Raw genomic sequence first — 12,705 nt, forward strand, 5'->3', positions numbered from 1 at the left:
CCATGGCGCCTTTGCCATCTCTGTTCTCAACCCGAGGATCGCCCATGACCCTTAGCACCTATAACCAGGCCCTGCTCGACATGGCCACCCAGAGCCTGGCCGAGCTGGCCCGCACCGCAGAGCAGAAGGCAGGCAAGCGCACCCCGGCGCAAGAGAGCCACTTCCTCTGCACCTGGATGGCGGACTCCCTCAAGGAGAAGCGTTTCTCCCGTCTGGTGATGGAAGATTTGAAAGCCTGGGTACAGCTGGGTCGAACCCAGGGGGCCGGCGCCGATCTCAAGGGATTGCTTTCGCGCATCGTCTGCCAGTACGGCCGGGCCATGGCCGAGCCCGGGCAGTTGGGAGCCAGGCTTGCCACCCTGGTCGCCGAGCTGGAGAGCGCGGGTTGGCTGGTGTTTACCGACAGCGAACTGAGCGCCAGGCAGCGGCTGCTGAGCCAGGGTCAATCCAGCCTGGTCATCTCGGCCAGCGAGTATCAGGGCCATATCGAGGGGGGAGAGCTGGTGAAGCCTCTCACCCTCTATGTGCGCGGGGATGAAAAACAGCTGGCCGAGGCGGCCTTCAAGCAGGGGCTGCTGCTGAGCCAGGGTGACAAGAAGAGCACCCTGGTCAAGCACCACAAGGCCTACCGTCTGGTGCCGGGCAATGCCCAGCCCGCCCTGGCGCTGCTGGCCGAGGGCAGAGCCTGATCAGTGCCCTGGCGCTCATGCTTCTCTCATTACCCCGGCCCCGTGCCGGGGTTTTTGATGGCTGGCCGCCAGCGGGGATGGCGGCAGGGTGATCGCTGGGGAGGAAGGCCAGTACCGGCGTGCGCCCTGATGCCGCAGCCGGCCATTTTTGTCGCGTTTGAGGTGCCTGTTCGCCCGTCCCCCTCTGATGGGGGACGTCCCCCATATGGTGAGATGGTGGCGCAGCTATTCTGCTCTAGGGTGGATTGGCCCCAAAGAGGGCCATATGGAAGCAAACCGCCTGATGGCGCTACTCAATGAATGAGGAAACATGATGAAAGCAACTCCCCTTGCCCTGCTGCTGGCCAGCGTGCTGGCCTCTCCGCTCTGCGCCGCCGGGCTCGACGCCAGGCTCACCCTGGTGGATGGCAGCACCGATGATGTGCGCGTCAACCTGACCCTGACCAACACGGGTGACAAGCCCATCCGCTTGCTCAAGTGGCAGCTGCCGGGCAGCGAAGATGCCCCTCTGTTCCTGGTGGAGCGCGACGGCGAGAAGGTCAGCTATGAGGGGGCCCTGATCAAGCGAGCCGCACCGACCGACAAGGACTTCCAGTTGCTCAAGGCTGGTCAGAGCCTGACGGTGCAGGCGGAGGTCTCCGGTCTCTACGACATGAGCACCCAGGGTCAGTACAGCATCCGTTACCTGTTGCCGACCGTGGCGCAGGAGGCGAGAGCCGCCAAGGCCAGACAGGCCCAGGCGAGCGAGTCCAATGCCGTGACTCTGTGGGTAGAGGGGGTCAATGATGAGCGAGTGCAGGCCAAGGTGGCCGCCACCGAACCTGCGGCCCTGACCGCCTCGGTCAGCTTCAGCGGTCGCTGCAGCAACACCCAGAAGAGCGACATCCTGGCCGCGCTCGATGCCGCCAGCGGCATCAGCAACAACTCCAGCAGCTACCTGGCGGTGGACAAGCCGGATGGCCAGCGTTACCGCAGCTGGTTTGGCGCCTATGATGCCTCCCGCTGGAACCAGGCCGAGGCACAATTCAGCAAGATCAAGGATGCCATCGACAACAAGCCGCTCACCTTCGACTGCGGCTGCAAGCAGAGCTACTTCGCCTATGTCTATCCGGATCAGCCCTACAAGGTCTATCTGTGCAAGAGCTTCTGGACTGCCCCCGTCACCGGGACAGATTCCCGCGCCGGCACCATAGTCCACGAGCTGAGCCACTTCAACGTGGTGGCGGGTACCGATGATCTGGGTTACGGTCAGGCCAATGCCCGCAATCTGGCGAGCACGGATCCGGTCAAGGCGCTCAACAACGCCGACAACCACGAGTATTTCGCCGAGAATACCCCGAGCGAAAACTGAGTCGTAAGCAGGGGCCGGATGGCCCCTTTTTTGACGGAGGCACCATGATGACACTCTTGCTCACCACCCTGGCGCTGGCGCCCTTGCAGTGCGAGCTGTCGGTCAGCGCCGAGAGCGGGGTGAACGAGCCCCTGCCCCTGGTGATGACGTTGACCAACAAGGGGGAGGGGCCACTCGAGGTATTGACCTGGTTCACCCCCTTTGAGGGCTGGTTCGCCGACGCCATCGATCTCACCTTCGGCGAGCAGCTGGTGCCCTACAAGGGCCCCCTTGCCAAGCGTGGCGAGCCCGGTGCCGACGACTTCCTCCTGTTGGGGCCGGGGGAGCAGAGTCAGGCGGATGCGGATCTGACTCTGGTCTATGATCTGTCGCGTCCAGGAACCTATCGCCTGCGCTATCGCGCCCCCCTCTCTACCCTGACTCAGGGGGCGGCACCCAACTGCCCAGCCATCAGCTTTAACCGGGTTGCCTTGCCCTAGGGGCGCTAAGGATGAGAGGCCGCGCCCAGCAACCCCACAGCGCGGGCGGCGCTCGCCAGATAATGGGGTGAGCGGGCCTGCTCCCGCCAGCAGCAGTGCACCAGCTTGATCAGGTGATCGTCCAGGCTCTCGATCGCCAGCGGCAACACTTGTGCCCAATCCAGCCCAGCCGTATCCGGCCAGCGCTGGGCCTGCAGCTCTGGTGCCCCGACTGTGACATAGGCGGCGGCCACCGCCTGCCACATCAGGCGCTGCCAGGGCGCTTTCAGCTCATCCGGCAGGTGGCGGTCGACGATGGCGGCGGCCCGGCTGCCGGTCACCATATGCAAGACGGTGAAGTTGCCGGTCTGCCAGTAGAGGGGCAGGGCGGCCTCGGTCAGCTGTGCCAGCACATCTTGCCCGTCATCGAGGCTTTGCGGCAGCGACTCCGGCCAGCGGGGATCCGCCGCCACCTGCCGCAGGCGGGCGGTGATCCAGTCTCCCTCCCAGCGTGACCCCTCCCACTGGGCTGACAGCCCCGCCAGCAGGCGGGTGATGTCCCGGCTGGGGGCACCCATTCCTGCAGGCAGGATCAGGGCCTTGCACTGCCAGGCGGCCAGCGCCGCCGCCTGCTCCCCCAAGTGACCGTTTTCCAGCGCACAGGCGAAGCGAATAAGCGGATGAAAGGCGCCTCCCGCCGGGGAGAAACGCCGGGCCAGCAGCTCCTCGAAGCAAGGCAGCCAGCCCTCTTCGGCAAACCGGGTCCGCAGTTGCTGGCGCAGTGCCACGAACAGGGCCTCCTCCTCTTCACCCTGGTTGTCAACCCCGCTTGGCAGGGCTTGAGTGGTCTGCCAGTGGGTGAAGAAGCGCTGCAACTGCCGGGGGCTGGCTCCCATCTCGTGCAGGGCGTGCAGCGCCATGGGACAGTGGTTGGTGGTGCCGCGACCATTGAGGGCGAAGGCCTGGTTGGCATCGAGCAGAGCGTAGAGATGATCCATTAGCATTTGACTCCTTTTGTCAGGGGAGACAGGATTATGCAAGTTGAAGTTAACTTGAGATCAAGGATGAGATCGGATCGTAAGTGGCTGGCCATAGGCCAGATAGCCAAACGTGCCGGCGTGAACGCCAGCGCCCTGCGCTTCTACGAGCAGAAGGGGCTGATCCAGAGTCTGCGCAGCGAAGGCGGCCGACGTCTCTACCCGCAGGATGCGCTGCGGCGCATCGCCTTTATCCGGGTGGCGCAAGGGATGGGCCTCAGCCTCGACGAGATAGCCGGGGCCCTTCAGGGCCTGCCCGATGGCCGCACGCCGGATCGCCACGACTGGGAGCGGATCGCCGGTCAGTGGCAGTCGCTGCTGGACAGGCGCATAGACGCCCTGCAGCTGATGAAGCGCAAACTCAGCGCCTGTATCGGCTGTGGCTGCCTGTCGCTCGAGCATTGCGCCCTCTACAACCCGGAGGACAGGGCCGCAGGCCAGGGGAGCGGCCCTCGTTACTTGCTGGGGGAGCTGCCCCCCGTCGATGAATAGCAGGCGGGCGAGCCCCTGATCCAGAGGGCTCCCCGTGCCTTCGTCTTCTCTCTTCTCTCTTTGCTCTTTCTGGTTCCTCTTTTTCTGCCCCTTGCTCTACTCTTCAGCCCCTCTGCCGGCGCATCGCATCGCCACCTTGGTTGGCGTTATCCACTATTTCGCTAAATATCCTCGTATTTCATGGTTGGGCGATGAAACGCCCCGCGATATGTTTTGTCCATGCCGATAGTCAGCCGGTTCAATATTCGACATCGCAGTGAAGAATATTAATCAGTCCGCTACTGATTCAGGCTTTGAAAATAACTATTGCATGGCGCCAATCAATATTGTTTGGCAAGCGTTCCGGGTGTTTATAAATATAACGAGGTGGATCATGAATAAAGTACGCTCCCTGTTTTTGCTGGCGGCACTTCCGCTGGCCCTGATGACATCGGCCGAGGCCCAATCCAGCCTCGCCGCCATCCAGAGCGCCGGGGTGATCAAGATAGGGACCGAAGGGGCCTATCCTCCCTTCACCTACCACGACAAGAGCGGCAAGCTGGTGGGCTTTGATGTGGAGATTGGCGAGCTGATCGCAAGCGGTCTCGGTGTGAAGCCACAGTTCGTCGAAGGCAAGTGGGACGGGCTCATCGCCGGGGTGGATGCCAAGCGCTACGATCTGGTGCTCAACGAAGTGGCCATCACGCAGGAGCGACTGAAAAAGTATGATTTTTCAGATCCCTACATCACCTCCAAGGCGGTGATAGTGGTGCATAGCGACAACCACAGCATCAAGAGTTTCGCGGATCTGAAGGGCAAGAAGTCCTCCCAGTCCCTGACCAGCAACTTCGCCCAGCTGGCGAAGTCATCGGGCGCCGAGGTGGTGGCCACCGAGGGCTTCAACCAGTCCCTGGAGCTGGTGCTGACCGGGCGGGTGGATGCCACCATCAACGACAGCCTCTCCTTCCTTGACTTCAAGAAGCAGAAACCGGACGCCAGACTGAAGGTGGCGGCTACCGAGGCGAAGGGGGATCAATCCGCCGCCTTGCTGGCCAAGGGGCAGCCGGAATTGCTGGCCGCCATCAATCAGGCGCTGCGCACCGCCAAGCAGGATGGCAGCTATCAAAAAATATCGGTTAAATATTTTGGCACTGACGTCTCGCAATAATATTGCGGCAACATAATAACGACAGAGGTAATTAACGTGCCAACCTGGTTGCAGTTAATGATCGACTCTTTTTGGCCCCTGCTCAGTGCGGGGCTTATTTTCACCGTGCCGCTGACCCTGATCACCTTCGTGCTGGGAATATTGCTCGGTTTCCTGGTGGCGCTGGCAAGGTTGTATGGTCCCACACCGCTGGTGGCCCTGGTCCGTTTCTATGTCTGGCTTGTCCGAGGCACCCCGCTGCTGGTGCAGCTCTTTCTTATCTTCTACGGCTTGCCGAGCGCCGGCATAGTGCTGGATGCCTTCACCGCCGCCGTCATCGGTTTTACCCTCAACATCGGCGCCTACAGCTCGGAGATCATCCGTGCCACCCTGGCGGCCATCCCCAAGGGGCAGTGGGAGGCGGCGCACTCCATCGGCATGAGCTGGCCCCAGGCGATGTGGCGGGTGATATTGCCGCAGGCGGCGCGCATCGCAGTGCCGCCGCTCTCCAACACCTTCATCTCCCTGGTCAAGGACACCTCGCTGGCGGCGGCGGTGACAGTGCCTGAACTGTTTCAGGCGGCCCAGCGGCTCGCCTCCGTCACCTATGAGCCGCTCATCCTCTACATAGAGACGGCCCTCATCTACCTGCTGTTCAGCTCTGTGCTCTCCACCCTGCAAGACCGGCTGGAGCGCAGATTGACCCACAAAGAGACCCGGGAGGTCGCCTTATGATCCGGTTGAGCGGTATCGAGAAACACTTTGGTGGCAAGCCGGTGCTCAAGGGAATAGGGCTTGCGATGGCGGCGGGCAGCGTCACCGCCCTGATAGGCCCCTCTGGCAGCGGCAAGAGCACACTGCTTCGCTGTGTGAATCTGCTGGAGCGACCGGATGCGGGGCAGCTGGTGCTGGGGGGGAGCGAGCTCGACTTCTCCCATCATCTGTCACGGCAAAGCGTGCTGGCCCTGCGCCAGCAGACCGGCATGGTGTTTCAGAACTTCCAGCTGTTTCCGCACATGACGGTGCTGGAAAACGTGATGGAGGGGCTGGTGACAGTGCTGAAGTGGCCAAAGGAGAAGGCGAAGGCGCGCGGCCTGCAACTGCTCGACAAGGTGGGGCTCAGGCACAAGGCCGAGGCGGTGCCCGCTACCCTCTCAGGGGGCCAGCAGCAGAGAGTCGCCATAGCCCGGGCGCTGGCACCGGCGCCCAAGGTGCTGCTCTGTGACGAGCCCACCTCGGCGCTGGATCCCGAGCTCGCCCAGGAGGTGGTGGCGGTGCTGCGCCAGCTGGCACGCGAAGGCACTACCATGCTGATCGCCACCCATGATCTGCGCCTCGCGGCCCAGATAGCGCAACAGGTGATCTTTCTGGAAGCGGGGGAGGTGGTGGAGGCGGGCAGTGCGCGCCAGATGTTCACCACCCCCAAGCGGGCGCGCACCTTCGAATACATCTCCACCCTGACCGAGCGGTTGCCGGAGAGCTGGAGCATCTAGCCGGTTCTGGCTGTTCGAGAGTGATATAAAAAACAGCCCCGCATTGGCGGGGCTGTTTGCTTGGGGAGGCTTGGATGGCAGCTTACACGGCCAGGTAGTCCATGATCCCTTCGGCGGCCTTGCGGCCCTCATAGATGGCGGTCACCACCAGATCCGAGCCGCGCACCGCATCGCCACCGGCAAACACCTTGGGATTGCTGGTCTGGAAAGCATGTTCAGCCTTCTCGGGGGCCTTGATGCGATCCCGGCTGTCGAGCTCGATACCGTGATCACGCATCCAGGGCTGGGGGTTGGGCTGGAAGCCAAAGGCCATCACCACCGCATCGGCGGCCAGCACCTGCTCGGAGCCCTCGATAACCACCGGATTGCGGCGACCGTTGGCATCGGGTTCGCCGAGCTCGGTGCTCACTACCTTGATGCCGCAGGTGCGGCCCTGGGCGTCCAGCTCCACACCAACGGGCTGGAGGTTGAACATGAATTCCACCCCTTCCTCCTGGGCGTTCTTTACCTCCCGCTTGGAGCCAGGCATGTTCTCGGCATCGCGGCGGTAGGCGCAGATCACCCGATCGGCCCCCTGACGGATGGCGGTGCGCACGCAGTCCATGGCGGTATCGCCGCCACCCAGCACCACTACCTGCTTGCCGGCGAAGTCGATGTAATCGGCCTGCGCCTTCTCGAAGCCCAGCAGCCGGTTGGCGTTGGAGATGAGGTAGGGCAGGGCATCATAGACCCCCGGCGCAGTCTCGTTCTCGAACCCGCCCTTCATGTACTTGTAGGTGCCGACCCCGAGGAAGACCGCATCGAACTCGCCGAGCAAGTCGGCGAAGGTGACGTCACGACCCACTTCGGTCTCGAGACGGAACTCCACCCCCATGCCCTCGAAGATCTCGCGACGGCGCTGCATCACCTCTTTTTCCAGCTTGAAGGAGGGGATGCCGAAGGTCAGCAGGCCGCCGATCTCCGGGTACTTGTCGAACACCACAGGGGTGACGCCATTGCGCGCCAGGACGTCGGCACAGGCGAGGCCGGCGGGGCCGGCGCCGATGACGGCGACCCGCTTGCCGGTCTTCACCACCTTGGAGAGATCCGGGCGCCAGCCCATCTCGAATGCCTTGTCGGTGATGTATTTTTCGATGTTGCCGATGGTCACTGCACCGAAGCGATCGTTGAGGGTGCAGGCACCCTCACACAGCCTGTCTTGCGGGCAGACCCGGCCGCACACCTCCGGCAGGCTGTTGGTCTGGTGGGAGAGCTCCACCGCCTCCAGGATGCGCCCCTCGTTGGCCAGCTTCAGCCAGTTGGGGATGTAGTTGTGCACCGGGCACTTCCACTCGCAATAGGGGTTGCCGCAGTCGAGGCAACGATCCGCCTGCATGCCGACCTGGGCCTGGTTGAAGGGCTCGTAGATCTCCACGAACTGGATCTTGCGGATCTTGAGCGGCTTCTTGGGCGGGTCGACCCGCTGGACATCGATAAACTGGAATACGTTCTGGCTCATAGGGTTCCCTCCTTATTGCGCCTGGATTCTGAGTTCTGCACTAGAGCGGCTGGTGTGACCAAGCAGGGACTTGACGTCGCTGGACTTGGGTTTGATCAGCCTGAACTTGGGCACATAGGAGTCGAAATTGGCCAGTATCTCCTCGGCGCGCGAGCTGCCTGTCTCGTTGAGGTGCGCCGTGATGATGCCGCGCAGGTGCTCCTGATGGATGGCGAGATCCGCCACGTCCAGCAGTTCCACCAGCTCGGGGTTGGTGCGTTTGGCAAAGTTGCCGCACTCGTCCAGCACGTAGGCAAAGCCCCCTGTCATGCCCGCCGCGAAGTTGACCCCGGTGGTACCAAGGATGGTCACGATGCCGCCGGTCATATATTCACAGCCGTTGTCGCCAATCCCCTCGACCACCGCAAGGGCGCCGGAGTTGCGCACCGCGAAGCGCTCGCCCGCTGTGCCTGCGGCGTAGAGCTTGCCGCCGGTGGCGCCATAGAGGCAGGTGTTGCCGATGATGGCCGCCTCGTGGGACTTGAAGGCCACGCCGACATGGGGCTTGATCACCAGCTTGCCACCGGTCATCCCCTTGCCCACGTAGTCGTTGGCATCACCCGTGAGTATCATCTCGAGGCCACCGGCGTTCCAGACGCCGAAGCTCTGACCTGCGGTGCCGTTGAAGTGGACCCGCACCGGATCGGCGGCCATGCCCTGGTTGCCGTGACGCTTGACGATCTCGCCGGACAGGCGCGCCCCCACAGAGCGGTCGGTGTTGCGAATGTCGTAGCGGAACTCGCCACCACTCATGTTTTCTACCGCCTCCAGCAGGTCGTCCACCATCTTGAGGTTCAAAGGCCCCTTGTCGAAGGTGGGGTTGTGCTGCTGGCTGAACAGGCTGGAGCCTGCCGGTGCCACCGGGCTTGCCAGAATGCCGGACAAGTCCAGCTTGGCCTGACGGGCGGTGAGGCCGGGCAGGGCTTCCAGCAGGTCGGTGCGACCGATGAGGTCGGTCAGCTGGGTGACGCCGAGCTCTGCCATCAGCTCGCGGGTCTCTTCGGCGATGAACTTGAAGTAGTTCATCACCATCTCCGGCAGGCCGGTGAAGTGCTCGCGACGCAGCTTCTCATCCTGGGTGGCGACGCCGGTGGCGCAGTTGTTCAGGTGGCAGATGCGCAGGTATTTGCAGCCGAGCGCCACCATGGGGCCGGTGCCGAAGCCGAAGCTCTCGGCGCCGAGGATGGCCGCCTTGATGATGTCCAGGCCGGTCTTGAGACCGCCGTCCACCTGCAGCCGCACCTTGTGGCGCAGGCCGTTGGCGACCAGGGCCTGTTGGGTCTCGGCCAGTCCCAGCTCCCAGGGGGAACCGGCATACTTGACCGAGGTCAGCGGGCTGGCACCGGTGCCGCCGTCATAACCGGAGACGGTGATGAAGTCCGCATAGGCCTTGGCCACGCCGCAGGCGATGGTGCCGACGCCGGGCTCGGAGACCAGCTTGACCGACACCAGGCAGTCCGGGTTGATCTGCTTGATGTCGAAGATGAGCTGGGCCAAGTCCTCGATGGAGTAGATGTCGTGGTGCGGCGGCGGGGAGATCAGGGTCACACCGGGTACCGAATAGCGCAGCTTGGCTATCTGGGCAGTCACCTTGTCACCGGGCAGCTGGCCACCTTCGCCGGGCTTGGCGCCCTGGGCCACCTTGATCTGAACCACGTCCGCGTTCATCAGGTAGTGGGGGGTGACGCCAAAGCGCCCCGAGGCCACCTGCTTGATGCGCGAATTCTTCTCGGTGCCAAAGCGCTTGGGATCTTCACCGCCTTCGCCAGAGTTGCTCTGACCGCCGAGGCGGTTCATGGCCACCGCCAGTGCCTCGTGCGCCTCGGGGCCGAGCGCGCCGATGGACATGGCGGCGGAGTCGAAGCGGGGGAACAGCTTGGCCGCGGGCTCGACCTGTTCCAGCGCAACCGGCGTCGTTCCCTGCTTGAGGACGAGCAGATCGCGCAAGGTGGCGACGGGGCGCTCGTTCACCAGGCGGGCGTACTCCTTGTAATCGCTGTAGTTGCCGGAGCGCACCGCCACTTGCAGGGTCTGCACCACATCTGGGTTGTAGGTGTGGTACTCGCCGCCGTGGACGAATTTGAGCAGCCCGCCCTGGGTCAGCGGTTTGCGGCCGAGCCAGGCCTGGCGTGCCAGGTTGACCTGATCCTGCTGGATGTCGGTGAAGTCTGCCCCCTGAATGCGGCTCGATACACCGCGGAAGCAGAGCTCGACCACGGAGCTGGACAGACCCACGGCTTCGAACAGCTGGGAGCAGCGGTAGCTTGCCACAGTGCTGATGCCCATCTTGGACATCACCTTGTAGAGGCCCTTGTTGATGCCGTTGCGGTAGTTGAGCATGGCCTGGCGCAGGCTCATCTTCAGCACCCCTTCCTCGACCTGCTTGGCCAGGGTTTCGTAGGCGAGATAGGGGTAGATGGCGGTGGCGCCAAAGCCCAGCAGCACGGCGAAGTGGTGCGGGTCCCGCACGCTCGCGGTCTCTACCAGAATGTTGGCGTCGCAGCGCAGGTTGTTGTCCACCAGGGTACGCTGCACCGCTCCCACTGCCATGGCAGCCGGAATGGGCAGGGTGCCGGCACTGATGTCCCGGTCAGACAGCACCAGCAGCACGGTACCATTGCGCGCCTTGTCGGCCGCGTCCTGGCACAGGCGCTCAAGGGCGGCCTGCAGCCCCTCTTCGGGCAGGTAGTTGAGGCTCAGTACCGCGTGGCGGTAGTGCTCCCCTTCCAGTGCCAGCAGCTGGTGGAAGTCGGAGTAGAGCAGGATAGGCGACTGGAACAGCACCCGGTGGGCGTGGCCGAAGGTCTCGTTGAAGACGTTCTGCTCGCGACCGATACAGGTGGCCAGCGACATCACGTGGTTTTCCCGCAGCGGATCGATGGGCGGGTTGGTCACCTGGGCGAACATCTGGCGGAAGTAGTCGTACAGGGTACGCTGGCTGGAGGAGAGCACCGCCATCGGGGTGTCATCCCCCATGGAGCCCACCGCCTCCTGGCCGTTCTCGCCGAGCACGCGGATGATCTGATCCAGCTCCTCGTAGGAGTAGCCGAACAGCTTCTGATAGGTTTTCAGCTGATCGTCGGAGAATTCGCGGGCGCCGGTGCTGGCGTCATCCATCTGCTCGAACGGCACCAGTCGCTTGCAGTGCTTGTCCATCCACTGCTTGTAGGTGTGGCGGCTCTTGAGATCGTCATCGATCTCGAAGCTGGTCCAGATCTTGCCGTTGCTGGTATCCACCACGAACAGCTCCCCCGGGCCGACCCGGCCCTTCTCCAGCACTTCGTCCGGGGTGTAGTCCCAGGTACCGACCTCAGATGCGAGGGTGATGAACTTGTCCTTGGTGATGACGTAGCGGGCCGGTCGCAGGCCGTTGCGATCCAGCGCGCAGGTGGCGTAGCGGCCGTCGGTCATGACGATGCCGGCCGGGCCATCCCAGGGCTCCATGTGCATGGAGTTGAAGTCATAGAAGGCGCGCAGGTCGTCATCCATGTTCGGGTGCTTCTGCCACGCAGGCGGGATCAGCAGGCGCATGGCCCGGAACAGGTCCATGCCACCGGCCAGGAAGAGATCCAGCATGTTGTCGAGGCTGGAGGAGTCGGAGCCCGTGGTGTTGACGAAGGGGGCGGCCTCTTGCAGATCCGGGATCAGCGGGGTGGCGAACTTGTAGCTGCGGGCCTTGGCCCACTGGCGGTTGCCGGCGATGGTGTTGATCTCGCCGTTGTGGGCGAGGTAGCGGAATGGCTGTGCCAGCGGCCAGCGCGGGCTGGTGTTGGTGGAGAAACGCTGGTGGAACACGCAGATGGCGGCCTGCATGCGGATGTCGGCGAGATCCAGATAGAAGCGCGGCAAATCCACCGGCATGCACAGTCCTTTATAGACGGTGACCAGGTTGGAGAGGCTGACCACATAGAAGTAGTCGTCGCTGATGCGTTTCTCGATGCGGCGGCGGACTATATAAAGGCGGCGCTCGAGATCCTTGTCGACCCAGCCTGGGGGCGCGTTGACAAAGACCTGTTCAATGCTTGGCAGGGACGCCTTGGCGATGGGACCGAGCACATTGGTATCGATGGGCACCTTGCGCCAACCGACCAGACTCAGGGTCTCTCTTTCCAGCTCCTCGTCGATGATGTCGCGGGTGGCTTGGGCCAATACGGGGTCCGGGTTCAGGAACAGCATGCCCACCGCGTAGTTGCGGCCCAGGTGCCATCCCTTCTCTTCGGCGACAGCGCGATAGAAGCTGTCCGGTTTTTGCAACAGCAGACCACAGCCATCGCCGGTCTTGCCGTCGGCGGAGATGCCGCCGCGGTGCTGCATGCGAGCCAAGGCTGACATCGCGAGACGGACAAGCTTGTGGCTGGCTTCCCCTTCCATGTGGGCCAACAGGCCGAAGCCACAGTTATCCCTCTCCAGCTTTGGATCATATAGTGACATTGCATTTCTCCCTTGCTCGGCCTTCCATCGCAAACTGCATAAATTGCGATTGGCTCTTGTGGTTCCGTCCGCCTGAGGTGGCGAATCTCCA

10 protein-coding genes are annotated in these 12,705 nt (G+C 63.1%); 7 read left to right on the top strand and 3 right to left on the bottom strand.

Going from position 1 to position 12,705, the window contains the following annotated elements; translation table 11 throughout:
- Positions 1 to 44: 44 nt before the first annotated feature.
- From WIR04_RS08215 to WIR04_RS08225, 3 genes are all read left to right on the top strand, one after another.
- A complete protein-coding gene (locus tag WIR04_RS08215) occupies positions 45 to 689 on the top strand; it encodes a DUF2913 family protein (protein WP_338891831.1) in 645 nt (214 codons plus the stop codon).
- A 310-nt stretch (positions 690 to 999) separates the two neighbouring features.
- The gene (locus WIR04_RS08220; RefSeq protein ID WP_338891832.1) at positions 1,000 to 2,040 is read left to right on the top strand and encodes a M35 family metallo-endopeptidase; all 1,041 of its coding nucleotides are present in this window, start codon (positions 1,000 to 1,002) and stop codon (positions 2,038 to 2,040) included.
- Positions 2,041 to 2,084: 44 nt separating this feature from the next.
- The gene (locus WIR04_RS08225) at positions 2,085 to 2,519 is read left to right on the top strand and encodes a hypothetical protein (RefSeq protein WP_025327381.1); all 435 of its coding nucleotides are present in this window, start codon (positions 2,085 to 2,087) and stop codon (positions 2,517 to 2,519) included.
- 5 nt (positions 2,520 to 2,524) lie between these two features.
- Here WIR04_RS08225 and WIR04_RS08230 read toward each other — a convergent pair whose 3' ends face one another.
- On the bottom strand, positions 2,525 to 3,502 hold the full coding sequence (locus WIR04_RS08230) for a questin oxidase family protein (protein WP_338891833.1): 978 nt from the start codon (positions 3,500 to 3,502) through the stop codon (positions 2,525 to 2,527).
- 60 nt (positions 3,503 to 3,562) lie between these two features.
- Here WIR04_RS08230 and soxR point away from each other — a divergent pair, with 60 nt between their 5' ends.
- The 4 genes from soxR (at position 3,563) to WIR04_RS08250 (ending at position 6,646) form a co-directional block, all read left to right on the top strand.
- A complete protein-coding gene (gene soxR / locus WIR04_RS08235; protein ID WP_338891834.1) occupies positions 3,563 to 4,027 on the top strand; it encodes a redox-sensitive transcriptional activator SoxR in 465 nt (154 codons plus the stop codon).
- A 373-nt stretch (positions 4,028 to 4,400) separates the two neighbouring features.
- A complete protein-coding gene (locus WIR04_RS08240; RefSeq protein WP_307764432.1) occupies positions 4,401 to 5,174 on the top strand; it encodes an amino acid ABC transporter substrate-binding protein in 774 nt (257 codons plus the stop codon).
- A gap of 57 nt (positions 5,175 to 5,231) precedes the next feature.
- On the top strand, positions 5,232 to 5,888 hold the full coding sequence (locus WIR04_RS08245; RefSeq protein WP_193353976.1) for an amino acid ABC transporter permease: 657 nt from the start codon (positions 5,232 to 5,234) through the stop codon (positions 5,886 to 5,888).
- Positions 5,885 to 6,646 carry an amino acid ABC transporter ATP-binding protein gene (locus tag WIR04_RS08250; protein ID WP_338891835.1) on the top strand — a complete coding sequence of 254 codons (762 nt, stop codon included), beginning with the start codon at positions 5,885 to 5,887 and terminating at the stop codon, positions 6,644 to 6,646. The genes WIR04_RS08245 and WIR04_RS08250 overlap by 4 nt, the downstream gene beginning before the upstream one ends.
- An 82-nt stretch (positions 6,647 to 6,728) precedes the next feature.
- Here WIR04_RS08250 and WIR04_RS08255 read toward each other — a convergent pair whose 3' ends face one another.
- Entirely contained in the window at positions 6,729 to 8,144 is a 1,416-nt protein-coding gene (locus WIR04_RS08255) for an FAD-dependent oxidoreductase (RefSeq protein WP_338891836.1), read from the bottom strand.
- A 12-nt stretch (positions 8,145 to 8,156) separates the two neighbouring features.
- A complete protein-coding gene (gltB, locus tag WIR04_RS08260) occupies positions 8,157 to 12,614 on the bottom strand; it encodes a glutamate synthase large subunit (RefSeq protein ID WP_338891837.1) in 4,458 nt (1,485 codons plus the stop codon).
- Positions 12,615 to 12,705: the final 91 nt, after the last annotated feature.

Origin of the sequence: Aeromonas rivipollensis (assembly GCF_037811135.1) — a bacterium.
Taxonomy (GTDB): domain Bacteria; phylum Pseudomonadota; class Gammaproteobacteria; order Enterobacterales; family Aeromonadaceae; genus Aeromonas; species Aeromonas rivipollensis.